This is a genomic window from Paractinoplanes lichenicola (assembly GCF_016785085.1).
Lineage (GTDB): Bacteria > Actinomycetota > Actinomycetes > Mycobacteriales > Micromonosporaceae > Actinoplanes > Actinoplanes lichenicola.
Genome location: NZ_JAENHO010000012.1, coordinates 225318 through 250524, shown reverse-complemented (window position 1 = coordinate 250524; position 25207 = coordinate 225318). Strand labels below are relative to the sequence as shown.

Here is a 25207-nt window from a genome sequence, read left to right as displayed (position 1 = left end):
CGCATGAGTACATCGGAACCCCCGCCGCTGACCGTGGTGCAGCCGGGCGGCGGGCGCGTAGGAGAACTCGGCGACATCGGCGTGCAGTTCAAGGTGTGGGGCGAGGACACCGGCGGCGCGCTGGCGATCGTCGAGCATCCGTTCCCGGTGGGCGCGCTGGTGGCGCCGCACCTGCACACCCGCGAGGACGAGATCTCGATCGTCACCGAGGGCGAGATCGGTTTCCGCTCGGGCAACCGGGAGGCGGTGCTCGGGCCGGGTGGCTACATCGTCAAACCGCGCGGGGAGCTGCACGCCATGTGGAACGCGGGCACGAGTCCCGCCCGCATGATCGAGATCATCAGCCCGGCCGGCTTCGAGCACTTCTTCCGCGAGGTGGCCGAGCTGATCGCGGCCGGCCCGGCGGCGGCCGGTCAGGGCGGCGACCTCGCGGAGCGCTACGGCCTGCGCTTCGGCGACCCGGAGTGGCTGCCCGGCATCGTCGAGCGCTTCGGGCTGACCACCTAGGCGATCTTCTGCATCGACGTGACGCGCAGCTCGGGGATGGTGGCGGTGCCGCCCTTCTCGAGGTCGTAGGTGAAGGTGCCGACGACGACGGCCTTCGCCAGGAACAGGTCGTCCTCCTTGTAGTCGGCCAGCAGCTTGGCGTCGCCGCTGAAGAAGACGGCGGTGGCCGCGGCGTTTTGGAACGGCATGTAGTTGGTGTTGGCCAGCAGCCGGTCCCGGCCGGTGAACTCGTCGTACTGGCCGACGCGGCCGTAGACGAGCACGCGCTCGCCGGCGTACGCGTCGGGATTCTTGGTGATCTTCATCCAGGTCCGGCGGGTCAAGGTCTCGTACTTGGTGGTCTTCTTGGGCTTCGGCGTCGTGGTAGTCGGGGTAGCGGCCGGCTCCTTCACCTTCACGTCCACGACTTCGACGGGCTCCTCGGTTGCGGGCGCGGACGGCGCGGTCGTGGGCACGGCCTCGGCGGGACGCGCCGCCACGATCTCGATCACCGGACCACCGATCGTGCCGGCGGCGATCCCGACGACGGCGGTGCCGCCCACCATGAAGACGATGAGGGCGCCCACGGTGCCCAGGACGTACGGAAGCTTCGAGCGCTTCGGCGCCGGCGTTCCATAGCCGTAGTCGTAGTGCGACATCCGTGGTTCCTCCCCCGAGGTGGGCCCGCGATCCAGGCTCGACCTGCCTCTTCGGCCTTTCCCGGGCCGCGCTGAGATCCAGGTCGTCTCCCATCCGGGTGCAACTCGGGTGCGATCGTCAATCCTCGACCAGGGTCTTGATGCGTTCCATAGCCGCGGCGGCACCGGCCCGGTCGCGGCGCCCGAGCCCGCAACTCGTCGACACATCGGCCGGCGCGCCGACCGCCTCCTCGACGTGACCCCGGATCCGCAACTGGGCTTGCAGGTCCTGCCGCTCGTGCGCGTACCCGGCGACCAACCGAGCGCCCCGCAGCCGCAACTCGCTCAGCGGCCGATAGAACGCCGGATCCACCACCGGCGGTTCCGCGCCCGCGGCCAGCGGAACATGCACATACTGCAGCGGCCGCGTTCCCGGCCAGCGCTGGGTCAGCGCATTGGCCAGCCTGACAAGTGGCTCGGCATCAGCCATCCGCCCCAAGGCCCGATGATGAAGATCCCCCAGGCACAGATGTACGCCGAACCGGGCACCCGCCGGAGCCCCGAGCGCGAGCGCCGTGACGCGGCTCGCCAGCCACCCGGCAATCGCCTTGCGCGCGGGCTTGGGCGTCCGCGCGGTCAGCACCAACTCCGCCGGAATCTCCATCTGGAACAAGACGTCCGCGCCGGCCACCTGGTGCATGGCGGCCGACAAGGCCTCGGCGAACGGCTTCTCGTACCGCAGCACGCCGCCCGGCCCGAACGCGAACAACGCCAGATCAAGTGAGCCGGGAATGCCGACCTGGAACGTGGGGAACGGCTTGCCGGCCGCCTCTCGGGCGGCGCGATAGATCGGCAACGCTACCTCGGCCGCGGCCGCGATCCCCAGGTCCAGCGTCGCGCCGTAGAGCCGCTCGCCGCGCCGCACCCGATAGCGCGGCACCGTGTCATACCCGGAGAAGTCCCCATCCCTGGCTGTCTCCAACGCGGGATGCCGACGAAACCCGTCGAGCACGTTCATAATCCACTGGCGGCGCTCCCCGGTCTCCCCGTCCGGCAGATGATCCAGGTGCGGCCCCAGATGGTCGAGCGCGAACCGCATCGCCTCGGCCGCATCGCCCGCAGGCAAACTCCCCACCAGATGAGCACGACGAATGTTCAAAGCCATACGCCGACCCTGCCCACCGCCGAACCAGCCCCGCATCGGCAACGAACACCTAACTTCAACGACCGACGAGCGAGACCACGCCACCAGCCCGGTCAGAAGTCGGACTCGACAGCCAAGATGTTGCCGTCCGGATCCCGCAACCACGCGATGCGGCCGCCGCCGGCGCGCGGGGTGATGCCCCTCGCGTCATGCTCGAGCCCGTCATAGCGAACGATCTCGACCCCGGCCGCGGTGAGCTCGTCGACGACCTGATCCAAATCGTCGACATACCAGGTGACCAGCGTCGCCGGCGACTTACCGGCCGTGGCCGACTGGTAGACGTTCAGCGCCGGCCGGCCCGCCGAGCCATAGACGCGCCCACCGTCGACGATGGTGGCGCTAGGCCCGGACTGCAACGCCTGCAATCCCAGCTTGCCTTCGTAAAACTCCACCGCAGCCCCAATGTCAGAGACGGCGATCGACGCTCTCAGCGGAAACCTGTTCAAGGACACGAGTCCCCGTTACCCCCGCCACCGACCCGCTACTCCACCGCCCGACCACGACGAACTACCGCCAACGCACCGATGACGGCTGTCACCTCGACCGCCATGAAGCCGGCCAAGCCCCTCCTCCGACACGCGCGTCGCGCGCCGCCTCGCCTACTGTCCGCCATCCACAGCAAACTCGATAGTCAAGTCCGAGACCACATTCGAAGCGGCTGTCACCCGGCGCCAGGAACGCCCTGGTCTCAACGGATCAGCGCACTTGGTCGAACGGGCCGCTAAAGGACCCGGCAAGCACGGATCGCGGCAGATCCGGATGCTCGAGACGCCCGAGCTGCAGATTCCTAAGGGGGTGAGGATGCCTGATGAACATCATGCCAATCGCGAACACGTATTTCCGGCGGCAATCGCAGGCATCAGCGATTGCCGGAACTCCTGTGGTTGATATAGGGCGAACTCACCGACAGGATCGAAGCATCCCGGAAGATGCACCCCGAAGCAGGATGCCACAGCCGTCCAGGAGACGAAGCTGACGGTAGCGGAATCCTTGAAGGTGACGGATTCACTGGCCGGCAAGTTGCATATCTCGCTCTTTTTACGCTCGACTAATTCGACTACAAGCGAGACCACGTTAAACCTTAGCGAAACAAGTAACTAACCTGGTGCAGACACCGAACATGAGTCTCGAAAAATCGCCGCCGCGGCCGGAGAGCATGCTGATTCGAACCCTCCGCCGCAAACGCCACAGTAGCCTCTTAAATATCACGGATTCTATTGCGTAACTGCAATCCAACCGCTTGAAGCAAATTCACAACGGCGCAGCAAGCATGCGCATTAGACTTCAGGCGGAGCGTAACTCTGCTCTGGGCTTAGGAGTCGATAGAAAGGCAAGGCGAGCCGCATCAGATGTCCGAGATTTGGTAGCCACGAACTACTCTAATCGCTCACAGGACGAGCCCGAAGGCTTTGTGAGAGTGCTCAATAATACTGCTAGAAATCTAGCCAGCAATCCTCAAGCGGACAAAACCATGGCTTCGGTTGGGCACTCGCAGCTTTTCGTGCTCGCGAACACGATACGGCTGAGGTAAGCGTCCACTGAGGGTTCGCCAAGATTGCCAACCGCCCGTAGAGAAGCTAGTCAATTGGAGCTATAGGATGAGAGATGGAATGCGAACACAAGAAGGTTTGAAAAGAAGTCCGAAGCCTCCGCAAATGATTGCCGAAGTTCGACCTTCAAGGATCGTTGCCGGCCTTACTGTCATAGCTGCGGTGGGTACTCTAGTTCAATTTTCCGCAAAGCCAACCTTCGCATCACCATCAACTAACAATGAATGGTCTTGCCCGAACGTTCAACCTGAGGAAGCGGCGGCGCTAGATATGGCTCGGAGGTGTGGTGTAGAGATAGAAATTTCCTCCCGAACTAACGAATATGACTGGGCCGTGGCGCTGCCAGACGGCCAGGTGCGATGGGATCATCATTACAGACCTGTACGAGTAAAGCGCGTCGATAATTGGATTCCCGTCGATACTACGCTCACTTTACAGCCGAACGGCACGGTGAAACCTATTGCTGCCGCGGTCGATTTAGAGTTTTCCGGCGGAGGTTTAGGGCCAATGGTCGCCATCACTGAGGACCGTAAAACGATGCGGTTAGGGTCTCCGCTCGGGGGCTTGCCGGTTCCCGTCCTTGACGGCAGCACTGCAACCTATCGAGAGGTCCTACCCGGAGTTGATGTCCGGTTGCAAGCTGACGTCGACGGCTTCTCTCAAGTGTTAATCGTGAAGGATCGTGCGGCTGCAAGTAATCCCCGGATCTCAAGGCTAGAATTTCCCATAAGCACAAATGGCTTGAATGTAACCTCCGACGGTGAAGGTAATCTGCGCGCGATAGACTTGACTGGCAAGCCCCGATTCGCCGGTAACGCTCCAGAAATGTGGGATGCCTCGCAGCGGACTGTGAACTCGACACAACCATTTTCCGATAGAGGCTCTTCCGGCAGAATTAAAAGAATGGAGACACTCTTGTCTGGAAAAAGGCTGTTGGTCACACCTGACAGGAGGATGCTGGAAGATCCGAAGACGAGATATCCAGTCTATATCGATCCAGGTGTTACGGCCGCTCGGTCTAGCTGGACAAAAGTAAATTCGCTCAATCCAACTACGTCGTATTGGAATTCAACCGGAGCGGCGCAGGTGGGCGGGACAAATATTTCGAACAATAAGTACAGATCGTTCTTCAATCTGGATGCGGGATCGGCTCAAATCGCCAAGAAGCACATCAACGAGGCTAGGTTCGTAGTTCAACAGAATTACTCTCTCTACTGCGAAGCGCGCGCGATCGAGCTGTGGTCGACTAGCTATGCCGGTGGGTCCACTACATGGAACAATCAGCCAACCTGGTCTACTCAGCAGGGTACCGTTACCTCGCTCGCGGGCTGCAATAGCAGTAATCCGGCTGCCAGTATTAGTTTTGACGTGACATCTCACGTTCAAACGGCGGCCGACGGCTCTTGGGGAAACTTGACTTATGGCTTGCGCTCTCCGGATGAGAGTGGACTGCGATCTTACAAGGAATTGAGTAACAACCCGTACGTCTCAATCAGCTATACCGCCTTTCCTACTATCGGCGGCAGAGATACTTCGCCTGCCGCCATGTGTACGGTCGGCTCCAGTCGACCGTACATCAACACGGCGACTCCGGTCCTCCGTGTCAAGGTGGACGACATCGATGGGACATCAGTACGCCCAGAGATTGAATGGAACAGCAGCTCTGGATCCCGCATCGGCAGCGCAACGCCTTTGCCTGGACAAGCGCCAGGGACTTACTTTGGAGCGCGAGTTCCAGCGAGTTCTCTTGTGAATGGGGGCACGTATTCTTGGCGTGCCCGGGCCTTCGATTCGACTGTCTGGGGACCATGGTCAGACCCCTGCGAGTTCACGGTCGATACCTCCGCCCCAGCAACTGCCCCACCGGTAATATCTATGGCTTACCCCGAAAGCGGATGGAACGGCAGCGCAGGGTTGGCGGGAAGCTTCAGCTTCGCAGCCGGCGGAATATCTGATATTGCCGCTTACGTTTACGGATTGGATGATGACGATCCGCGCACTCGAGTCGCGGCCTCGAGCCTCGGTGGCACCGCGAACGTCAACATCGCGCCCGCCGCCGACGGACCTCACGCACTCTATGTTCGCTCCCTAGATCGAGCCGGAAATGAATCACCAACAACTATATATACTTTCAATGTTGGATCGCCAGAAAACGCTCCGACACCAAGCAGCGACGCAGAAGATGAGCAAGCGCTATCTGAGTTAGGGGAACCGAACTCGGACTTCTCGATTGAGATGAACACGGTCGTCGAGCAATCAGCGAACATCGACTCAGATATCGTTTCAGAAACGGGTGGAACTGTCTCAAACCCGAACGCTGGGGTATCAGCTTCCAGCATAAATACAACCCAGCCTTGGCCCCCCATTGTCTGGGCGGCCTGCGGCATGTTCACAGATGATCAGAAGGTCGTCAGGTCTTACGACCGCTCAGGTGTATATAATTTCGGTGGCGGAATATCGCGCCTGAAATGCGGGGACCGAAAATGGGGATATCGTCACATTAAGGACAGGCATCTGGCCGACTGGCAATACATCTCAAATTTTGTTGGTCGGAATTGGCGAGACGCGGCAGATTGGGGAATCTGGAATACCCTATGGTTCCCAGAAACCAGCTTCTACCGTGCCGACAACAATACTTGGGGATTTACATGCTCTCTGTACTTGATTGACAAAAAGACTGGGAAGACGGTTAAGGTTATGTACGGTTTCGTCAGCGTCGCTCACCAGTCCAAGAACATCATCACCGCGCTACCTACGAATAAGCGCAAAACTAAGTGACTGGCGGTGCAGTGGATTCAATCGACGAACTCCTGGATCGGTTCGCCGGCTCAGGTCAGCTGGAGCGCTCTATTGATGGCGTTCTCATCAGAAGGTGGGGTGACGAGACCTTCGTCCCCCCGCTGACTTTGTACACGACGCCTGACGAGCTCAGTTCGACCATAGACGCGGATGCCGCTGCTGCAGTCCGCGCCTTCGGAAAGAAGAAGACGATCATACGAGAACGTGGGTGGTGGCTGTTTTATGAACATTTGGATGAAGCCATCGCTGTTCGCCAACCTGAGGAATTGATTTTCGTAATTGAGCCCCACGGTGTTGTCCCAGTCCGTTCTAGTTGACGCCGCAGGTGGGGAAATAGGCCCGTCGTTTCTGCTCGAGCTAGGGATCCGACTCCGCGAGAGTCGGATCCCTAGTTCCGGCGTCCCATTGATTGACGCTCGTGTTTGGTAGCGAATCCTAGGTACGACCGATGAGCGTATTCCTCGGCCGGTGAGTCGTCGTTAGTTTGAGACTTTTTGGACGGCACCAGATGTTGCACAGGCGCTCGAATTTCTCAAGGCGGCTGAGCAGTCTACGGTGGCCTCGGGAAAGCGATGTGTCGGCAGTTCGGTACGCTCCGGTACAGATGTGATCGCCGCGCAACGATGACGGCTCGCCGTTTAGAAGGCGCATGGTCAACCGTCGGGCGGAGGCGTTAACATTTGATCCGACTCAACTCCGGCCTGCCCATACCTTGTGAACGTCTAGGGTGTCGGCTCCACGGCTCTCGTTGGGCGCAGGGGCGTCTTGTTTGGTTCTAGGAGTTTCGAGCCGCGACATCCTCATCTCGGCATGAGAGTGCACTGCGTTAAGTGGGACCGGTTGGGATGGGCCGGGTTTGTCTTATGCCTCCGGTCACACTCCGAGGCTTCCGGTGCTCGTTCGGCGCGTGGGGGCGGTAGGAAGGACTGCAGGCGGCGGAAGGGGTCCCCATGACGACCGTGGATCGGGTGGTGCTCGACAATCCCGTGTGGTGCGCCCTGACCGGCCCGCAGCGAAGGTTCGCCATCAGTAAAGGGCAGGCCGCGCGTTATCAGCCCGAGGTGTCCCCGTTCGTGGCTCTTGCCGATGCGGCCGACCCCGCCGCCTGGGCCGACCTCGCCGAGCTGGTCGAGCCGGGCACCACGGTCCTGATGCCCGGCGCGCCGGACGAGGGCCCGGCCGTCGGCTGGGAGCTGGTCGGCGGGGGCAAGGGGGTGCAGCTCACAGGCGAGGATCTGGTCGCCGCCCCCGACCCCGAAGTGGTCACCCTCGGTGCGGTCGATGTGCCCGAGATGCTCGACCTGGTGGCCCGCACCAAGCCCGGCCCCTTCGGTCCGCGCACGCTCGAGCTGGGTGGCTACCGGGGCATTCGCCACGACGGCAAGCTCGTGGCCATGGCCGGTGAGCGAGTGCGACCGCCGGGCTGGGCCGAAATCAGTGCCGTCTGCACCGACCCCGCCTTCCGTGGTCGAGGGCTGGCCAACCGGCTCGTGCGGGCCGTAGCGGCGGGCATCCAGGAGCGTGGCGAGCGACCGTTCCTGCACGCGGCCGGCAACAACGACAACGCGATCCGGCTCTATCTGGCCATGGGGTTCCGGCATCGGCGCGACATTAACTTCCATGCGTATCGGATAGCGACGCGCTAAGATTCCCCAAAGCAAGGGCAGAGGAGAGACCGGTGTTGGGAGACGACGACATCTCAGGGTGAAAGCCCGTGAGAAGCCGTTTCCTACCCCGACGCACTCCTGCGGAGCTTTCCCATGTCTTCTGTCGTGTGCACCACTCTGTCCTTTTCCTGGCCCGATGACACCCCGGTCTTCGACGAGCTGACCGTCTCGTTCCCGCCGGGGCGCAACGGCCTCGTCGCCGCTAACGGCACGGGCAAGACGACTCTCTTGCGCCTGATCGCGGGCGACCTCACCCCGGCCGGCGGCTCGATCACCCTGGGCGGCCCGCTGGGCTACCTCCCGCAGCACCTGCCCTTCGTCAGCGATCAAACCGTGGCCGAGGTGCTCGGCGTCGACCGGATCGTGGCCGCGCTGCACGCCATCGAGTCGGGCGATCCGGCCGAGGAGCATTTCGCCGTGGTCGGCAACGACTGGGACGTCGAGGAGCGCAGCCGGGCCGAGCTCGACCGGCTCGGCCTCGACGATGTGGGGCTCGAGCGGCGGCTCGGCACGCTCAGCGGCGGCCAGGTCGTCTCGCTCGGGCTCGCCGCCCAGCTGCTCAAACGGCCCGACGTGTTGCTGCTCGACGAGCCGACCAACAACCTCGACGCCGGCGCCCGGGAGAAGCTGAGCGCGGTCCTCAAAACGTACGGGGGCTGTTTGATTGTCGTCAGTCACGATCGCGCGCTGCTGGACGAGATGGACCGGATCGCGGCCCTCGACGACGGCGAGATCCGCTGGTTCGGGGGCAACTTCACGGCGTACGGGGAAGCGATGAAGGCCGAGCGAGAAGTGGCCGATCGGCAGGTGCGCAACGCCGAGCAGGATCTCAAGCGGCAGAAACGTGAGGCGCAGCAGGCGCGGGAGCGGTCGGCCCGGCGCATGTCGACCGCCGCGCGCAACCTGGGCAGCGCGGGGCTGTCGCGCATCCACGCCGGCAACCTGAAGAACAACGCGCAGGTGTCGGCGGCCCGCGGCGGCGAGGTGCAGGCGTCGCGAGTGGCCGGCGCGCAGGCCCGCTACGACGAGGCGAGCTGGGCCGCCAAGCAGGACGACCGGATCGTCATCGACCTGCCGCAGACGACCGTGCCCGCCGGCCGCACCGTCTTCTCGGGCCGCGATCTGAAGGTGCCCTACCTGGACCGCCCGCTGATGGACGAGCTGATCATCCGGGGGCCGGAGCGGATCGCGCTGCTCGGCCCGAACGGCGCCGGCAAGTCGAGCCTGCTGCGGCTGATCGTGCGGGGCGCGCAGCGGGTGGCCCTGTTGTCGCAGCGGCTCGACCTGCTCGACGACGACGCGACGGTGGCCGAGAGTCTGGCCCGCTTCGCGCCCTCGCTGCCCGACGCCGAGCGGATGAACCTGCTCGCCCGGTTCCTGTTCCGAGGGTCAAGAGCCCATTTGCCCGTACGGGTGCTGTCCGGCGGCGAGCGTCTGCGGGCCACCCTGGCCTGTGTGCTGTTCGCCGAGCCCGCGCCGCAGTTGCTGCTGCTCGACGAGCCGACCAACAACCTCGACCTCGACAGCGTGGCCCAACTCGAGTCGGCCCTGATCGCGTACCGGGGCGCTTTTGTGGTTGTCAGCCACGACCAGCGGTTCCTCGACGAGATCGGGATCGAGAGGACGATCAGGCTGCCCTGAGCCCGGCGATCAGGACGGTGAGGGCGTCGTCGACGGCGGCGTCCTGCTCGTCGGCGGTCAGCTGCGGCAGCAGGTCCAGCAGCATGATCGACAGCCCGTGCACGGTGGCCCAGCAGGCCAGGGCGGCCCGGGGCGTGTCCTCCGGCCGCAGCAGACCGGCCTCGACCAGCCCGGCCAGCGCGCGTTGCAGATGCCGGCGCGGGCGGGGCAGGTCGTCGTCCTCGAACGCCGCGGGCTCGCGCAGCCCGGCCGGGTCGCCGCCCATCGCGGTGCGGAACAGCCCCGGCTCGGTCAGGGCGTAGCGGACGTAGGCGCGGCCGACCTCGCGCAGGCGGGCGACGGGGTCGGCCGCTTCGATCCCGCCGTCCATCGCCGTGGCCATCTCGACGCGGGCCCGCTCGGCGACCGCCGACTTCAGCGCGGTCAGGGTGGCGAAGTGGCCGTACGCCGAGTTCGGGGCGACGCCGACGGCCCGGGTCACCTCGCGCAGCACGATCGCCTGCGGCCCGCCCGTACGGGCCAGGGTGAGCCCGGCCTCGAGCAGCGCGGCCCGCAGATCGCCGTGGTGATACGTCGCGCGCTTCATGGGCCATGATCCTGGCATACTCACACTGTCCAGATCATCAAGAAGTCGTCAAGTTCGGAGCGGGCCGCCCGTCAACCGTGGAACCGAGGCTGAACGGGACTCAGCACCCCGTTACGAAAGGCAGTCCAGTGGCCAAGGTCCTCTACCGGCTCGGCGCCCTCGCGGCCCGTCGCCGGCTCCTCTTTCTCGCCACCTCGCTGGCCGTCCTCGCCGCCACCCTGATCCTGGCGTTCGGCTTCGCCGGCTCGTTCTCGCCCGGTCACGCCATCCCCGGCTCCCCGGGCCAGGTCGCGCTCGAGAAGCTGGACCGGCACTTCCCGGGCGGCAGCGGCGTCGAGGGTGACGTCGTGTTCGTCGCCCCGAACGGCGCCCGAATCGACGACGACTCGGTCAAGACGCAGATGACCGCCGTGCTCGAGCGGGTGCGGACCGTCGAGCACGTGGCCGAGGTCGGCGATCCGCTCGACCAGGTCTCGGACGACGGCCGGATCGCGGTCGCCTCGATCGGGTTCGACCTGCCCGCGGGCACCGAGGTCGAGCCGGCCCTGCAAGAGGCCGTACGGGCGGCGGGGGAGGGTTACGGCGGCCGGGTGCTGTTCGGCGGTGACGCCTTCGAGGAGGAGCTCGAGCCGTTCGGCGTCCCCGAGACGATCGGCATCGCCGTCGCCCTGCTCGTCATGCTGGTCACCTTCGGCTCGATGCTGGCGGCCGGCATCCCGATGCTGACCGCGGCGCTCGGCGTGGGCGGCACGGCCGGTGGCATCCTGCTCGCGACCAACCTGTTCGACGTCTCGCAGAACGCGCTGACCCTGGCCCTCATGCTCGGCCTGGCCGTCGGCATCGACTACGCGTTGCTGATCGTCTCGCGGCATCGGGCCCAGCTCTCCCGGGGCATGGGGGTGGCCGAGTCGATCGCCCTGGCCACCGCCACCGCGGGCAGCTCGGTGCTGTTCGCCGGGCTGACCGTGATCATCGCGCTGGCCGGTCTCACCCTGGCCGGCGTGCCCATGCTGACCTCGATGGGCCTGTCCGCGGCCGGGGCGGTCGCCGTCGCCGTTGTGCTCGCCCTGACCGCCCTGCCCGCTCTGCTGTCCCTGTCCGGCGAAAAACTGCGCCCCCGTACGAGGGTTCGCCCGGCCCGGCCGACCAACCTCGCGACCCGCTGGATCGACCTCGTCATCCGGCACCCCCGCAAGGTGGTCGTGGCCATGGTGCTCGGCCTGGCCGTGCTGGCCGTCCCGGCCACGCAGCTGCAACTTGCCCTCAACGACAACGGCTCCGCGGCCCCGGGCTCCGAGCCCCGGCAGGCGTACGACCTGATCGCCGGCGCCTTCGGTCCCGGCGCCAACGGCACGCTGGCGGTGCTGGTCGAGGGGCCGAACCCCACTGCCACGGCCGAACGGGTCATCGGCACCGTCGAGGCGATGCCCGGAATCGCCGGAGTCAACGGCCCGATCCTCGCTCAGGACAAGCAGGCCGCGCTGGTGGCGATCGTCCCGGCCACGGGCCCCCGCGACAGCGCCACGATCGAGTTGGTCACCGACCTGCGTACGGCGCTGGAGCCGTACGGGGCGTCAGTGGCGGTGACCGGCCTGACCGTGGTCGGCCTGGACGCGGTCGACAAGCTCAACGGCGCCCTGCTCCCGTTCGGCGTCGTCGTGGTCGGCCTCTCCCTGCTGCTCCTGCTGATCGCCTTCCGCTCCTGGACCGTCCCGCTCAAGGCCACCGCCGGCTTCCTGCTCTCGCTCGGCGCGTCGTTCGGCGCGATGGTCGCCGTCTTCCAGTGGGGCTGGCTGGCCGGCCTGCTCGGGGTGCCGCTGGTCGGCCCGGTGCCCAGCTTCGCACCGATCATCGTGATGGCCGTGCTGTTCGGCCTGGCCATGGACTACGAGGTCTTCCTGGTCTCGGCCATGCGTGAGCACTATAGCCGGCACGGCGACGCGCACGAGGCGATCCGGGCCGGCAGCCGCAACGCCGGGCGGGTCGTGGTAGCCGCGGCGGTCATCATGATCACGGTCTTCGTCAGCTTCCTGTTCTCGCACGACCCCAACGTCATGCCGATCGCCTTCGCGCTGGCCTTCGGGGTGCTGGTCGATGCCTTCCTCGTACGCCTGACCCTGGTGCCCGCCGTGCTCAAGCTGCTCGGCGACCGGTCCTGGCGGCTCCCGCGCTGGCTCGACCGGGTGGTGCCCAAGGTCGACGTCGAGGGCCACGAGATGCAAGAGCCCGAGACCCCCGTACGGGTCCCCGAGCTGGTCGGATAGGTAGGAGAACGAGATGGACCGCGTCCTCGTAGTCGACGACGACCCCGGCCTCCGGGGGCTGCTGACCTCGGCGCTGCGCTTCGCCGGCTACGAGGTCGACGTGGCCGCCGACATCCCCCAGGCGCTCGACCGGGTGCTGGCCTCGCCGCCCGACGTCATCGTGCTCGACGTGATGCTGCCCGGCGGCACCGGGTTCGACGTCCTGACGATGCTCCGGGCCCGCTCGATCGCGGTGCCGGTGCTGTTCCTGACCGCCCGCGACGCCGTCGAGGACAGGGTGCGCGGCCTGCAACTGGGCGGCGACGACTACGTGGTCAAGCCGTTCAGCGTGGTGGAGGTCGGGGCCCGGATCGAGGCGTTGCTGCGGCGCTCGCGTGGCGCCGCGGTGCCCGAGGACGCGGCCCTGACCTTCCGCGACCTGTCGGTGGATCCGCGGCGGCACGAGGTCCGGCGCGCCGACCGTACGGTGTCGTTGTCGCCGACCGAGTTCAAGCTGCTGCACCTGCTCATCACGCGGCCCGGGCAGGTGCTGTCCAAGGCGCAGATCCTCGAGGCGGTCTGGCAGTACGACTTCGGCGGGGACTCGGTCGTCGTCGAGCGGTTCATCTCCAACCTGCGCCGCAAGATCGACGACGGGCACGACCCGCTGATCCACACCGTCCGGGGCGTCGGCTACACCCTGCGGGCCGGGGACCGATGAGCATCCGGGGCCGGTTGCTGGCCGGGTTTCTCGTGCTGTTCGTTCTCGCCCTCGGGGTCAGCGGCGCGATCACCGCCTGGCTCGTCCACGACTACGTCTCCGACCGCTCGGTGACCAAGCTGCGCGACGACGAGCGCCGGATCGTCGAGCTGGTCGCGTCGGGCCCGCAGACGATCAACGCGGAGCAGTTCGAGACGATGCTCGGCCCGCCGCTGGGCATCATGGGGCAGGACGCGGGCGGCGACATCCTCTTCGCCATCGGATCCAGCGCGGGCCGGGAGTACGAGCTGGCCCGGCTGGCCGGCCGGGCCGCCCCGGGCGCGATCCTGGAGACCGGGGACGACGTCGTGGCCGTGCGCGTGCCGACCCCGGGCATGCGGATGGTCTACGCGGACCGTCCCGTGGACGACGTCGCCCACCTGATCCTGGTCAACGATCCGAACATCGACCGGACGGCCACGGCCGGCTTCATCCGGAGCCTGGTGCTGGTCGGGCTGGCCGCGGTGGTCGCCTTCATGGGGCTGGCCGTGCTCGTCCTGCGCTTCGGCCTGCGGCCGCTGGCCGAGATGGCGCAGGCCGCCGACGCCATCGCGGAGGGCTCCCGCGAGGAGCGGTTGCCGGTCTCGCGTCCGCGTGCCGAGACCGACGTGCTGGCGGCCGCGGTCAACCGGGCTTTCGACGCACAGGCCCGCGCCGAGGACAGGGCGCGGACGTTCGCCGCCGACGCCTCGCACGAGCTGCGGACCCCGCTGGCCACGATCTCGGGCTGGCTCGAGCTCTATCGGCAGGGCGGGATCGGCGGCGACGACGTCGAGCAGGCCGTGGCCCGGATCGAGGACGAGGTGGGCCGGATCCGGCTGCTGGTCGAGGAGCTGGGGCTGCTGGCCCGCCTGGACACCGGCCGGCCGCTCGACCGGCGGCCGCTCGACCTGGCCACGCTGGCCGCGAGCGTGGTCGAGGACGCGCAGGTGATCTACGCCCGGCTCGACATCGCGCTGACCGCCCCGCCGGACGGCCTGCCCGCGCTCGGCGACGCCGCCCGCCTGCAGCAGGTGCTGCGCAATCTGGTCGGCAACGCCGTGCAGCACAACCCGCCGGGCACCCGGGTCCGACTGACGCTGGCCCGCGACGGTGAGGAGGCCCGTGTCGACGTCACCGACGACGGCTCGGGGATCCCGGCCGGCGACCTGCCGCGGCTGTTCGACCGGTTCTGGCGGGCCGAGGCCAGCCGCAGCCGCGACTACGGCGGGTCGGGCCTGGGCCTGGCCATCGTGCAGGCCATCGTCCGCGCCCACGGCGGCCGGGTGACCGTGCGGTCGGCACCGGGGGAGGGCACCACGGTCAGCCTGCACCTGCCATGAAAAAGGGCCGCCCTTATCAGGGCGGCCCTTCTTACGAGCCGATCAGGCGGCGTACTTCTCCACCAGGCCACCGAGGGCCGGCAGGGCGGCCTCGATGTGCTTCGACGCGCCACCGCGAACGGTGTTGTAGGCCTTGACGACGACGGCCTTCTCCGAGGAGTGAGCCATGTCGTCGGTGACCTTGAGCAGGGCCGGGGTGACCTCGTCCTGGCGCTTGACCAGGTAGTCACCGAACGAGCCGCCGCCGGCCAGCTGGAAGTCGGCCCAGAACGGCTGGAGCGCCTCGAGCATCGAGGGGACCAGGATGTTCAGGGTCTCGGTGTAGTAGCCCGGCGCGAACGAGGTGACCGCCTTGTAGGCGAGCTTGACGGCACCGGCCGAGATGCCCGACTTGTTGGCGAGTTCCGACTCGACCAGCGCCTGGGCGTCCTTGACGATGGCCTCCTTCGTGGCCGGGTTCGCGGAAAGGTCAAGAAGGTTGGAAACCATGGGTGTGCGCGCTCCTCATCAACAAGACGACGGCACGCAGACTACTCAATGAGGAAACACTTTCAACTCCTGCCTCTCCCGTCACGTGAGATGCCCCGCCGTGGCTAGGATCTTCCGCCTGATCGTCGATGCGGATGGTCCGTCCGGGCGGCGTTTCGGGGTCGCGCCCGCCGAGCAGGTCTGCTAGGCCTCGGGCAGAAGTCGTTCGATCTCGTCACGCTTCGTAGCCATCGACCAGAGCGCGTCGGCGATGTCATCGGGGTCGATGGACGGGATCGTCGCCGGATCGATACCGGCCGGCAGGCTGGCCTCCCCGGCGCTGCGCTTGATCAATGCGGCGACGTGGACGACACCCGCGTAGACGCCCCGGTCGGCGAGCTCGGCGTGCAGCGAGTGCACGTAGTTGCGGGCCGCCGCCATGACCGGGCCCAGGCCGCTCAGGTAGGGCCGCGGGTGCACGGCCGAGACGCCCTGACCGACCAGGATCGCCCCGTCGCCGCGCTCGAGCATGGCCGGCAGCACCGCCTGTACCGCCTCGACCAGGCCGAACAAGTACGTGTCGGCGTACGGGCGGAGTTTCTCGACGGTCAGCTCGGCGGCCGCGGTGAAACCCTCCGTGGTGATCGGCGCGTATTCGAGGACGTCGACGTGGCCGATCGCCGCTAGCGCCGCCCGGACGTCCGCCGGCCGGCTCAGGTCGGCCGGAAAGGCGGCGGCCTCGACGCCTTCGGCCGTCAGCTGAGCGGCCAGGGCCTCCAGCCGCTCGCGGGTGCGGGCGACCAGCGCCACCCGGTAGCCCTCGCGGCCGAAGCGGCGGGCCACCGACGTGCCCAGGCCGGTGCCGGTCCCGAGGATCGCGATCGTCTTGCTCATGCGGGTCTCCCAGAAATTGAAGGTGCCATCAAGTTACGTGGAACTTGAGGCAGCATCAAGATGTCGGCCGGGCGGGATAGGATCGCCGGCATGCGGAAGGACGCCCAGCGCAACATCGAGCGGCTGCGCGAGGCCGCCGTGTCCGCGTTCCGCGAGCACGGGCTCGAGGTGCCGCTCGAGCAGATCGCCCAGCGGGCCGGGGTCAGCCCGGGCACGGTCTACAACCGCTTCGGCGGCCGTGACGCGCTGATCGACGCGGTCATGCCCGAGCTGATCGAGGCCCGCATCCAGGAGATGATGGAGCGGGCGCTGGCCGTGCCCGATCCGTGGGACGGTTTCGCGGCCTACGTGACGTCGCTGTGCGAGATGCAGGCGACCGACCCGGCGCTCAACGACGCGGTGAGCCGCCGCTTCCCCGATGCGGCCCGCCTCACCGAGATCTGTGACGCCCAGATGGGCCGGGCCCGGGGCCTGATCGACCGGGCGCAGGCGGCCGGGTCGCTGCGGGCCGATTTCGCCGTGCAGGACATGGCGTTCCTGCTCTGGTCGACGGCGGCGATCGTCCGGGCCACCGCGGGCATCGCCCCCCTGGCATGGCGACGGTCGCTGGCGCTCGCCCTCGACGGCCTGCGCCCCGGCGCCGCACACCCGCTGCCCGTGGCCGCGATGACCGACGAGCAGGTGAAACTGGCCATGATCGGACTGGGCCCTCGCAGAGCGCGCTAGGCGGATCAGCGGGCGTCGGTGATGGTGAGCGTCGGAATCTCGTCTACGTCGGTCAGGACCACGGCGTGGCCGGCCCCGTCGCGGAACGAGAGCCAGCGCACGTGCCAGACCCCGGCCGGTGACGACGCCTCGATGAAGCCGGCGAACTCCCAGACGCCGTCGGTGGCCGTGCCGGACACCAGCCGCATGCTCGACATGTACGCGCTGGAGCCGGGGTCACCGACCGGGGAGAGCGCGAGCGTCCACATGTTCGGGGTGGGGATTCCGGAGAGGTCGTCGGTGAGGCGCAGGCGCAGCCGTACGGCCCGGTCGGCGCCGTTGTCGAAGGTCCGCGGCGTCATCCAGCGGGCGCTGCCGAGGTCGGCCACCGGGTCGGCGGTGTCGGCGACGCCGGTCACCGTGAGCGGGGCGTCCACCGTCCCGCCCGACGACTCGCGGCCCGCCCGGTCGACCAGCACGACCGAGTTGACCAGCCATTCGCCGGTCGTGGCGTGCGCGGGCATGTCACCGAAGAATTCCCCGACGCCGTCCGTGGCGGTGCCGGAGATCAGCCGGTACTGCCGCAGATAGATCGACGGCCCGCCCTGGTTGTTGCTCAGGATGACGTAGCCCGAGGCGACGCCCGACCGGTCGTCGGTCAGGTGCATCCGCAGGCGTACGGGGTGTGCCGTGCCGTTGTCGAGGGTGGTCGGCGTGGCCCACTGTGCCGACGGCACGTCGAGCACCGGGCCGGTCAGGTCGGACACCCCGGTCACGGTGAACGAGGGCAGCGCGGTCAGGTCGATCGTCGACGTCTGCCGGTTGACCCGGTCCTCGGCCGCCGCGCCGATCGCGCGATACTCGCCGGTCGGCGCGTACGCGGGCACGGTGGCGCGGAACTCGTGGACACCGTCGTTGCCGGTGCCGGAGAGCAGATTCTGGCTGATGAACCGGACCTCGATCGGGCCGTTACGGTAGTGCAGCATCGCGTAACGCAGACCGGCCCGGTCGTCGGTGACCCGCATCAGCAGGCGCAGGGTCCGGGCGGCCGAGTTGTCGAGGGTGGCCGGGCCGTCCCAGCGGGCCGTGCCGGCGTGCAGCACCGGCGCCTGCAGGTCCGAGCACGAGGTCGCCGGCGAGGTGTCGGCCGCGTCGCGCAGGCAGGTGTTGATGCCGGTGCCGCCCTCGAGATAGTCGGCGCCGGCCCCGCCCTCGAGCCGGTCGTCGCCGGGGCCACCGTCGATGCGGTCGTCGCCCGCGTCGCCGGTCGCGCGGTCGTTGCCGGTCTCGAGGCTGATCCGGTCGTTGCCGGCGCTGCCGGCCACCACGTCGTTGCCCGAGCCACCGTTGATGGTGTCGTTGCCCGTCCCGCCCGCGACCACGTCGTTGCCCGCGCCGCCGGTGATGGAGTCACTGCCCGGGCCGCCGTCGATGACGTCGTTGCCGCCGGCGCCCTCGATGATGTCGTTGCCGCCTCGGCCGCAGATCACGTCGTTGCCGGCGGTGCCGCGGAGGCGGTCGTTGCGGTCGGTGCCGACCACCGTGCAGGTCCGGCGCACCCCGCCGACGGTAGTGGTCGGCACCGCCGCCGCAGCCGGAACCGGGCCGGTCAGCGCCACGGCCAGACCACCGGCCACCACCGGCATCAAGAAGCGCAGCCGCATGAGAGGCCCTCCCTCCACGTATCCAGTCGGTTGCGGACGCGGCGAACTGAGCTCAGGCGATGATCAGGGGCATGCTGTGGCGTGACGTCTTCGTGTCGAGCAGTGTTGTGGGCAGCGACGGGCTGACCGCCGAGGTCGGCGGCACGGTTGTGATGCCGCTGGCGTTGAGCTGCCGATATCGGGTCCCGGCGAGCGCGCAGGAGGCGCCCGGATCGGGTCATGATCTGGTGGGTCAGGTGGTCGAGGTCCGGAGCAGCTGGCCGGACGGCTGGATGCTCGATGTCGGCGGGCTCGGCATCTATGTCAGCGAGGTGGGCACCGAAAGCCCGCGGATCAGCCCCGAGAGCCGGGAACCCGGGTCGGATCCGCCGATTCCCGTTCCGCGGTCCGGCGCCTGGGTGCGGGTCCGTGGCCGGCTCGGCATCGCCGAGGACTACGAGACCGGGATGTTCGAGCCCGCGGACGAGCTCTTGAATCGAGCCGTACGGCGTTGGCGGGTCCACCGGATCGTGCGCCTGGACGCACCCGGGCCGCCGTCGGCGGAGCGCGGGCGGGAGGTGGCGGCCATGCGGTTCGACGATCTGCGCCGGATGACGCTCGGCTATCTGCTCGACCTGGAAGCGACGTGAAGCTGGGGCCTAGCCGAGCCAGACCGCGGTGTCGGCGGGCAGGGTGTCGGTGTGCGGGCCGCTGGCGAGCACGACCGTGGCGCCGGCGGGCAAGGGGGCCGGGGTGTCGCCGAAGTTGACGATGCAGGTGAAATCGGGGCCGCGGCTCAGGGCCAGCACCTGGTCGCCGGCGGGGAGCCAGGTCAGCGGGGCCGTCGGCGGGATCTGCCGGCGCAGGGTCAGGGCGGCGCGATAGAGGTTGAGCATCGAGGCGGGGTCGGTGTTCTGGCGTTCGACGGTCATGGCCCGCCACGTCGGGGGCTGGGGGAGCCACGTCTCGTGCCCGGGCCCGAAACCGAACGACGGGGTCGTGCCCGACCAGGGCAAAGGCACCCGGCAGCCGTCACGGCCCCGCTGCCCGCCGCCCGTACGGAAGAAGACGGGGTCCCGGCGTACGCGGTCGGGCAGGTTCTCCACCTCGGGCAGGCCCAGCTCCTCGCCCTGATAGAGGTAGACGCCGCCGGGCAGGGCGAGCATCAGCAGGATGGCCGCGCGGGCCCGGCGGGCGCCCAGGGTGCCGCCGCCGTAGCGGGTCACGTGCCGGGTCTCGTCGTGGTTGGACAGCACCCACGTCGGCGGGGCCCCGACCGGCGCCAGCGCGGTCAGGCTGTCGTCGATCGCCCGGCGCAGCGCGGCCGCCGCCCACGGGGCCATCAGCAGGGCGAAGTTGAACGCCGTGTGCAGCTCGTCGGGGCGCAGGTAGAGCGCCAGCCGCTCGACGCTCTGCACCACGACCTCGCCCACGAACATCCGGTCGCCGGGGTAGGTGTCGAGCACCCGCCGCCAGCCCCGATAGACGTCGTGCACCTCGTCGACGTCCCAGTGCGGGTGACAGGCGCCCGTCCGGTTGAGGTCCGCGCCCAGGTCGGGCATCTGCGGGTCCTTGGCCAAGCCGTGCGCGACGTCGATGCGGAAGCCGTCCACCCCGCGGTCGAGCCAGAACCGCAGGATCGAGTGGAACTCCTCGCGCACCTCGGCCGACGTCCAGTCCAGGTCGGGCTGGGCCGGCGCGAACAGGTGCAGATACCACTGGCCGTCCGGCACTCGGGTCCACGCCCGGCCGCCGAAGTTGCTGGTCCAGTTGTTGGGCGGCTGCGTGCCGCCGGGGCCCCGGCCCTCGCGGAACAGGTAGCGCCCGCGTGCCGGGCTGCCCGGGCCGTCGGCCAGCGCCGCCCGGAACCACGGATGCTCGGCCGAGGTGTGGTTGGGCACCAGGTCGATGATGATCCGCAGCCCCAGCGCGTGCGCGTCGCGGATCAGCGTGTCGGCGTCGGCCAGCGTGCCGAACCGGGGGTCGACGTCGCGATAGTCGGCCACGTCGTAGCCGTTGTCGGCCTGCGGGGACGGATAGAACGGGTTGAGCCAGACCGCGTCGACCCCGAGGTCGCGCAGATACGGCAGGCGGGACCGGACGCCGGGGAGGTCGCCGATCCCGTCGCCGTCGGAGTCGGCGAAGCTCCACACGTACACCTGGTAGAACACCGCGCGGCGCCACCAGCTCATTGAGCGGTCCGTTCGCGCAACTCCTCCTCCTCGTAGCTGGCCAGGTCGGCCGCGGCCGCCTCGTCGCGGGTCAGGTTCTCGCCCGTACGCGGGTCGAACAGGTGCATCCGGCTGGTGTCGGCCCAGAACTCGCCCTCGTGGTTCTCGCGGAGCCGGCTCATCGCGTCGATCGAGATGATCAGCTGGGTCCGCAGCGCCTCGCTGTCGAGCTCGGCCGCCAGGTCGGCCAGCTGCTTGGTGACCTCCTCGTTGGCCTCGAACGGGATGTACGCGTACTGCGAGTCGCCGAGCCACTCGGTCACGTCGACCTTGGCCCGGAACGTCACCCCGCGGTCCCGCTTCGACGGGTCGAGCAGGCGGGCGTCCTCGAAGTGCTCGGGCCGGATGCCCGCGATCAGCAGCTGCCCGTCGGTGACCTTGCCGGAGGCGATCGCCGGCAGGTCGGTCTCGAGGAACGGCAGCTTGAGCCGCTGCCCGCTGACGACGGCGGGCAGGAAGTTCATCGGCGGCGACCCGATGAACCCGGCCACGAACATGTTGACCGGCTGCTCGTACAGCTCGCGGGGCGAGGCGACCTGCTGCAGGAAGCCGCGGCGGAGCACGGCCACCCGGTCGCCCAGCGTCATCGCCTCGGTCTGGTCGTGGGTGACGTAGACGGTCGTGGTGCCCAGCCGGCGTTGCATCCGCGAGATCTCCGTACGCATCTGGCCGCGCAGCTTGGCGTCCAGGTTGGACAGCGGCTCGTCGAACAGGAACGCGTTGACCTGGCGGACGATCGCCCGGCCCATCGCGACCCGCTGCCGCTGCCCGCCGGAGAGGTTGGCCGGCTTGCGTTCCAGGTGCTCGTGCAGCTCGAGCATGTCGGCCGCCTCGTTGACCCGCCGCTTGATCTCGTCCTCGCCGATCTTCTTGTTGAGCCGCAGCGGGAAGGCGATGTTCTCGAACACGGTCAGGTGCGGATAGAGCGCGTAGTTCTGGAACACCATGGACAGGTTGCGGTCGCGCGGCGCCTTCTCGTTGACCCGGTCGTCGCCGATCACCATGTCGCCCGACGTGATGTCCTCGAGCCCGACGATCATGCGGAGCAGCGTCGACTTGCCGCAGCCGGAGGGCCCGACCAGGATCATGAACTCGCCGTCGGCGATGCTCAGGCTGATGTCGTTGACGGCCTTGAAGCCGTCGCCGTACTCCTTGACAATGTTGCGCATCTCGATGGCTGCCATGGAAACGTCCTTTCAGCCCTTGACGGCGCCGTTGGTGAGACCGGCGACGATCTTGCGTTGGAAGAGCAGCACGAGGATGACGACCGGGATGGTGACGACCACGGCGGCGGCCGCGATCGGGGCGGTCGGCTGCGAGAACTGCGAGGCGCCCTGGAAGAACGCGAGCGCGGCGGGCACCGGGCGGGCCGCCTCGCTGGAGGTCAGCGTGATGCCGAAGACGAAGTCGTTCCACACCGCGAAAAAGGTCAGGATGGCCGCGGTGAAGACGCCGGGGGTGGCCAGCGGCACGATCACCCGGCGGAACGCCTGCCAGGCCGTGGCCCCGTCGACCTGGGCGGCCTGCTCCATCTCCCACGGGATCTCGCGGAAGAACGCGGCCAGCACGTAGACCGACAGCGGCAGCGAGTACGACAGGTACGGGATGATCAGGCCCAGCCAGGTGTCGTAGAGCCCGATGTTGCGCCACAGGTCGAACAGCGGGGTGGCGATCGCGATGACCGGGAAGACCGTGATGGCCAGGGCCACCCCGAGCACGAGGCGCTTGCCCGGGAAGTCGAGCCGCGAGATGGCGTACGCGGCCAGGGTGGCCAGGATGACCGAGATCGTGGTGGCGATCAGCGACATTCCGACCGAGTTGCGCAGCGCCGTGGTGAACAGGTCGGAGGCGAAGACCGTCTTGTAGTTCTCCCAGCTCCACGTGCTCGGCAGGAACGACTTGTTGGTGATGTCGTCGCCCTCCTTGAACGAGAGCGAGATGATCCAGAGCACCGGGATGATCGCGTACGCGATGATCAGGATCGCGCCGGCGATCCAGAACGCCTGGGTCCTGCGGCTGACCTTCACTTCTTGTCCCCCCTCTGCTGGGACAGGTCGGTCTTGAAGACCTTGACGAACATCACCGCGATCAGCACGACCAGGATGGCCAGGATGACGCTGACGGCCGAGCCGAGGCCGACCATGACCCGGCTGATCGTCTGCCGGTAGGCCAGGAACGACAGCGTCTCGGTGTTCTGCGCGCCGGCGGTCATGATGAAGATGCTGTCGAAGATCCGGAACGCGTCGAGCGTGCGGAACAGCAGGGCGACCATGATGGCGGCCTTCATGTTGGGCAGGATCACCCGCTTGACGCGCTGCCAGGCGGTGGCCCCGTCGACCTTGGCCGCCTCCAGATAGTCGTCGGGGATCTGGGCCAGGCCGGCCAGCAGCAGCAGCGACATGAACGGCGTGGTCTTCCAGATCTCGGCCACGCACACGGTGAACAGGGCCGACCAGGTGCCGCCGAACCAGTCGTACTCGCCGAGGCCGAAGACGCCGTTGACGAAGCCGTACGTGTTGCTGAACGCGTAGGCCCACGCGTACGACGAGACGACCGTGATGATCCCGTACGGGATGAGGATCGCCGTGCGCAACGCGGTGCGCAGATACAGCGCCCGGTGCATGACCATCGCCAGCCCGAACCCGAGCACCAGCTCGACCGACACGGTGACGATCGTGATCAGCGAGGTGATGCCGAACTGCTGCCAGAACAGCCCGTCGGTCAGGATCGTCAGGTAGTTGCCCAGGAAGACGAACTCGCGCCCGGACGGGTCGGTCAGGCGGAAGTCGAACAGGGACAACCAGATCGCGTTGAGGATCGGGTAGCCGGTGACCGCCACCATCGCGATGAACGCCGGCCCGGCCAGCATCCACCCGAGGTTGCGTTCCTTGCGCGTACGGTCGGTCAGCCGGACTCGGCGGGCCGCGCGGGTCTCCTTGGGCGCTCGGGGAGGCGCGGCGGAGGTGGTTGTGCTCATGGCCGCTCCCTAGATCAGTCGCTTGTTGGACAGGACGTCCTCGAGAAGCTGGTTGGCCTCCCGCGGGGTGGTGCCGGGCGACAGCGCGTCCGGCGGGTGGAACGCGGTCTGGATCGAGCCGGTGACGTCGCCGTAGTACGGGCTGACCGGGCGGGGTGTGGCCGCGTCGAGGCCGGTGCGGATCTCGTCGGCCATCGGGAACTTCTCGCGGATCTCGGGGTCGTCGAAGATCGCGGCCAGGGCGGCCGGGTTGCCCGCCTTGATCATGAATTCCTTCTGGCTCTGCGCCGAGACGAGGCAGCGGATCGCCTCGACCGCCAGATCCTGCCGGCGGCTGAAGGCGCTGACCGACAGGCCGAGGCCGCCGGACGGCGCCGCGCTCTCGGTGCCCGCCTCGACGCGGGGATAGGCGGCCCAGCCGACGTCGTCCTTGAAGTTCGCCGGGAGCGTGCCCTCCTCGATCGCCGAGTCGAAGGCAGCCCAGACGTAGGGCCAGTTGACCATGTAGCCGCCGTTGCCGGCCTGGAACGCGGCCCGGGAGTCCTCCTCGCCGGCAGTGCTGAAGCCGGCCGGGGCGGCCGGGGAGACCGCGAGGTCGTGCATGATGCGGGCGGCCGCGGCGCCGGCCGGGCTGTCGAGCCCGCCCTTGACCTCGGCGGCCGGCAGGTTCTCGGAGCCGGCCTGCAGGATCGAGCCGCCGCTGGACGAGACGAGCGCGTTGACCCAGACCATCAGGCTCTCGTTGCGCCGGCCCTGCGCGGCCAGGGTGACCCCGGCCTGGGTCGCGCCCTTGATCAGCTGATCCCAGGTGACCGGGCCCTTCGACGGGTCGACGCCCGCCTTGGCCAGCACCGACTTGCGATACCAGAGCAGCTGGGTGTTGCCGTAGAGCGGCGCCGAGTAGAGCGTGTCGCGGAACGTGGACTGCAGGAGCGGGCCCTCGAGCACGCCCCGCGAGAACTCCTGCCGCTCGCTGTCGGTGAACGGCCGCAGGAACTCGGCGTTCGCGAACTCGGCCATGAACGGCGGGTCGACGCTCACGATGTCCATCGAGCGATCCTCGGCGGCCAGCCGGCGCAGCAGCTGCTCGCGTCCGCCGGCGGCCGTGTTGGGCAATCGCTGGATGTTGAACGCGTAGGCGCCGCCGGACTCGGACGCGCAGCGGGTGGCCACGTCCTCCTGGGCGGCGTCGGCGATGTAGTAGGTCAGGGTGGTGGACCCGCCGCTGTCGCCGCCGCACCCGGACAGGCCGGCGGCGAGCAGGACGAGGGCGGAGCTGGCTACACATGTCTTTCTGAACACGGCGCCTCCTTTGGAACCGCTTGCAGACTTCACCCTGTTTGTGATCTGCGTCTCATGTCAAGAGTCACTATGTGCATGCTCTGCGTGTTCG

The 25207-nt window shown here is 67.8% G+C and carries 21 protein-coding genes; 9 read left to right on the top strand and 12 right to left on the bottom strand.

The window, feature by feature from the left end; all coding sequences use genetic code 11:
• Positions 1–3 precede the first annotated feature (3 nt).
• Positions 4–507, top strand: a complete 504-nt coding sequence (locus JKJ07_RS36930) for a cupin domain-containing protein (RefSeq protein ID WP_202996615.1) — start codon at positions 4–6, stop codon at positions 505–507.
• Here the strand turns inward: JKJ07_RS36930 and JKJ07_RS36925 are convergent.
• The 3 genes from JKJ07_RS36925 to JKJ07_RS36915 all read right to left on the bottom strand — a co-directional run bounded on the left by JKJ07_RS36925 (position 504) and on the right by JKJ07_RS36915 (position 2780).
• Positions 504–1145, bottom strand: coding sequence for a hypothetical protein (locus tag JKJ07_RS36925; RefSeq protein WP_202996614.1), 642 nt, complete (start codon positions 1143–1145; stop codon positions 504–506). The two genes, JKJ07_RS36930 and JKJ07_RS36925, sit on opposite strands and share 4 nt — an antisense overlap.
• Before the next feature lie 118 nt (positions 1146–1263).
• Complete coding sequence (locus tag JKJ07_RS36920; protein WP_202996613.1) at positions 1264–2289, bottom strand: hypothetical protein; 1026 nt, start codon at positions 2287–2289, stop codon at positions 1264–1266.
• Between the two features lie 92 nt (positions 2290–2381).
• Positions 2382–2780: a VOC family protein gene (locus JKJ07_RS36915; protein WP_202996612.1), complete on the bottom strand. Its 399-nt coding sequence runs from the start codon at positions 2778–2780 to the stop codon at positions 2382–2384.
• 1146 nt (positions 2781–3926) lie between these two features.
• Between JKJ07_RS36915 and JKJ07_RS36910 the strand changes: the two genes are divergently transcribed.
• The 3 genes from JKJ07_RS36910 (at position 3927) to JKJ07_RS36900 (ending at position 9985) form a co-directional block, all read left to right on the top strand.
• Positions 3927–6656, top strand: a complete 2730-nt coding sequence (locus tag JKJ07_RS36910) for a DNRLRE domain-containing protein (protein ID WP_202996611.1) — start codon at positions 3927–3929, stop codon at positions 6654–6656.
• Positions 6657–7627: 971 nt separating this feature from the next.
• Complete coding sequence (locus JKJ07_RS36905; RefSeq protein ID WP_202996610.1) at positions 7628–8323, top strand: GNAT family N-acetyltransferase; 696 nt, start codon at positions 7628–7630, stop codon at positions 8321–8323.
• Positions 8324–8437: 114 nt separating this feature from the next.
• Positions 8438–9985 (top strand): ABC-F family ATP-binding cassette domain-containing protein, encoded by a 1548-nt coding sequence (locus JKJ07_RS36900; RefSeq protein ID WP_202996609.1) that lies wholly within the window; start codon positions 8438–8440, stop codon positions 9983–9985.
• On the opposite strand, the gene JKJ07_RS36895 is transcribed toward JKJ07_RS36900, so the two are convergent.
• Positions 9972–10571, bottom strand: coding sequence for a TetR/AcrR family transcriptional regulator (locus JKJ07_RS36895; RefSeq protein ID WP_202996608.1), 600 nt, complete (start codon positions 10569–10571; stop codon positions 9972–9974). The genes JKJ07_RS36900 and JKJ07_RS36895 overlap by 14 nt on opposite strands.
• A gap of 128 nt (positions 10572–10699) precedes the next feature.
• Between JKJ07_RS36895 and JKJ07_RS36890 the strand changes: the two genes are divergently transcribed.
• The 3 genes from JKJ07_RS36890 to JKJ07_RS36880 are packed head-to-tail and all read left to right on the top strand — an operon-like array spanning position 10700 to position 14896.
• Positions 10700–12835, top strand: coding sequence for an MMPL family transporter (locus JKJ07_RS36890; protein WP_202996607.1), 2136 nt, complete (start codon positions 10700–10702; stop codon positions 12833–12835).
• A 13-nt stretch (positions 12836–12848) separates the two neighbouring features.
• On the top strand, positions 12849–13535 hold the full coding sequence (locus tag JKJ07_RS36885; RefSeq protein ID WP_202996606.1) for a response regulator transcription factor: 687 nt from the start codon (positions 12849–12851) through the stop codon (positions 13533–13535).
• On the top strand, positions 13532–14896 hold the full coding sequence (locus JKJ07_RS36880) for a sensor histidine kinase (protein WP_202996605.1): 1365 nt from the start codon (positions 13532–13534) through the stop codon (positions 14894–14896). The genes JKJ07_RS36885 and JKJ07_RS36880 overlap by 4 nt, the downstream gene beginning before the upstream one ends.
• 42 nt (positions 14897–14938) lie before the next feature.
• Here JKJ07_RS36880 and JKJ07_RS36875 read toward each other — a convergent pair whose 3' ends face one another.
• Positions 14939–15385: a DUF6918 family protein gene (locus JKJ07_RS36875; protein WP_202996604.1), complete on the bottom strand. Its 447-nt coding sequence runs from the start codon at positions 15383–15385 to the stop codon at positions 14939–14941.
• Between the two features lie 183 nt (positions 15386–15568).
• Positions 15569–16258: an SDR family NAD(P)-dependent oxidoreductase gene (locus tag JKJ07_RS36870; protein WP_202996603.1), complete on the bottom strand. Its 690-nt coding sequence runs from the start codon at positions 16256–16258 to the stop codon at positions 15569–15571.
• Positions 16259–16348: 90 nt separating this feature from the next.
• Between JKJ07_RS36870 and JKJ07_RS36865 the strand changes: the two genes are divergently transcribed.
• On the top strand, positions 16349–16984 hold the full coding sequence (locus JKJ07_RS36865) for a TetR/AcrR family transcriptional regulator (protein ID WP_202996602.1): 636 nt from the start codon (positions 16349–16351) through the stop codon (positions 16982–16984).
• A 5-nt stretch (positions 16985–16989) separates the two neighbouring features.
• On the opposite strand, the gene JKJ07_RS36860 is transcribed toward JKJ07_RS36865, so the two are convergent.
• Positions 16990–18627, bottom strand: a complete 1638-nt coding sequence (locus JKJ07_RS36860) for a calcium-binding protein (protein ID WP_202996601.1) — start codon at positions 18625–18627, stop codon at positions 16990–16992.
• 71 nt (positions 18628–18698) lie between these two features.
• Here JKJ07_RS36860 and JKJ07_RS36855 point away from each other — a divergent pair, with 71 nt between their 5' ends.
• Positions 18699–19256 carry a hypothetical protein gene (locus JKJ07_RS36855; RefSeq protein ID WP_202996600.1) on the top strand — a complete coding sequence of 186 codons (558 nt, stop codon included), beginning with the start codon at positions 18699–18701 and terminating at the stop codon, positions 19254–19256.
• Positions 19257–19265: 9 nt separating this feature from the next.
• On the opposite strand, the gene JKJ07_RS36850 is transcribed toward JKJ07_RS36855, so the two are convergent.
• From JKJ07_RS36850 to JKJ07_RS36830, 5 genes are read right to left on the bottom strand one after another with little or no spacing between them, the layout of a single operon-like run.
• A complete protein-coding gene (locus JKJ07_RS36850) occupies positions 19266–20798 on the bottom strand; it encodes a glycoside hydrolase family 13 protein (RefSeq protein ID WP_202996599.1) in 1533 nt (510 codons plus the stop codon).
• On the bottom strand, positions 20795–22021 hold the full coding sequence (locus tag JKJ07_RS36845; protein ID WP_202996598.1) for an ABC transporter ATP-binding protein: 1227 nt from the start codon (positions 22019–22021) through the stop codon (positions 20795–20797). Before JKJ07_RS36845 ends, JKJ07_RS36850 begins: the two co-directional genes overlap by 4 nt.
• 12 nt (positions 22022–22033) lie before the next feature.
• Complete coding sequence (locus tag JKJ07_RS36840) at positions 22034–22864, bottom strand: carbohydrate ABC transporter permease (protein WP_307834595.1); 831 nt, start codon at positions 22862–22864, stop codon at positions 22034–22036.
• Positions 22861–23814 carry a carbohydrate ABC transporter permease gene (locus JKJ07_RS36835; protein ID WP_202996597.1) on the bottom strand — a complete coding sequence of 318 codons (954 nt, stop codon included), beginning with the start codon at positions 23812–23814 and terminating at the stop codon, positions 22861–22863. Before JKJ07_RS36835 ends, JKJ07_RS36840 begins: the two co-directional genes overlap by 4 nt.
• 9 nt (positions 23815–23823) lie before the next feature.
• On the bottom strand, positions 23824–25116 hold the full coding sequence (locus tag JKJ07_RS36830) for an extracellular solute-binding protein (protein ID WP_202996596.1): 1293 nt from the start codon (positions 25114–25116) through the stop codon (positions 23824–23826).
• Positions 25117–25207 lie beyond the last annotated feature (91 nt).

Excerpts from the sequence above, each read along its gene's own strand:
- JKJ07_RS36880 (WP_202996605.1), top strand. The coding sequence starts at position 13,532 with ATGAGCATCCGGGGCCGGTTGCTGGCCGGGTTTCTCGTGCTGTTCGTT.
- JKJ07_RS36870 (WP_202996603.1), bottom strand. The coding sequence starts at position 16,258 with ATGAGCAAGACGATCGCGATCCTCGGGACCGGCACCGGCCTGGGCACG.
- JKJ07_RS36910 (WP_202996611.1), top strand. The coding sequence starts at position 3,927 with ATGAGAGATGGAATGCGAACACAAGAAGGTTTGAAAAGAAGTCCGAAG.
- JKJ07_RS36895 (WP_202996608.1), bottom strand. The coding sequence starts at position 10,571 with ATGAAGCGCGCGACGTATCACCACGGCGATCTGCGGGCCGCGCTGCTC.
- JKJ07_RS36835 (WP_202996597.1), bottom strand. The coding sequence starts at position 23,814 with ATGAGCACAACCACCTCCGCCGCGCCTCCCCGAGCGCCCAAGGAGACC.
- JKJ07_RS36850 (WP_202996599.1), bottom strand. The coding sequence starts at position 20,798 with ATGAGCTGGTGGCGCCGCGCGGTGTTCTACCAGGTGTACGTGTGGAGC.
- JKJ07_RS36925 (WP_202996614.1), bottom strand. The coding sequence starts at position 1,145 with ATGTCGCACTACGACTACGGCTATGGAACGCCGGCGCCGAAGCGCTCG.
- JKJ07_RS36875 (WP_202996604.1), bottom strand. The coding sequence starts at position 15,385 with ATGGTTTCCAACCTTCTTGACCTTTCCGCGAACCCGGCCACGAAGGAG.
- JKJ07_RS36845 (WP_202996598.1), bottom strand. The coding sequence starts at position 22,021 with ATGGCAGCCATCGAGATGCGCAACATTGTCAAGGAGTACGGCGACGGC.
- JKJ07_RS36865 (WP_202996602.1), top strand. The coding sequence starts at position 16,349 with ATGCGGAAGGACGCCCAGCGCAACATCGAGCGGCTGCGCGAGGCCGCC.
- JKJ07_RS36855 (WP_202996600.1), top strand. The coding sequence starts at position 18,699 with ATGCTGTGGCGTGACGTCTTCGTGTCGAGCAGTGTTGTGGGCAGCGAC.
- JKJ07_RS36860 (WP_202996601.1), bottom strand. The coding sequence starts at position 18,627 with ATGCGGCTGCGCTTCTTGATGCCGGTGGTGGCCGGTGGTCTGGCCGTG.
- JKJ07_RS36900 (WP_202996609.1), top strand. The coding sequence starts at position 8,438 with ATGTCTTCTGTCGTGTGCACCACTCTGTCCTTTTCCTGGCCCGATGAC.
- JKJ07_RS36920 (WP_202996613.1), bottom strand. The coding sequence starts at position 2,289 with ATGGCTTTGAACATTCGTCGTGCTCATCTGGTGGGGAGTTTGCCTGCG.
- JKJ07_RS36885 (WP_202996606.1), top strand. The coding sequence starts at position 12,849 with ATGGACCGCGTCCTCGTAGTCGACGACGACCCCGGCCTCCGGGGGCTG.
- JKJ07_RS36930 (WP_202996615.1), top strand. The coding sequence starts at position 4 with ATGAGTACATCGGAACCCCCGCCGCTGACCGTGGTGCAGCCGGGCGGC.
- JKJ07_RS36905 (WP_202996610.1), top strand. The coding sequence starts at position 7,628 with ATGACGACCGTGGATCGGGTGGTGCTCGACAATCCCGTGTGGTGCGCC.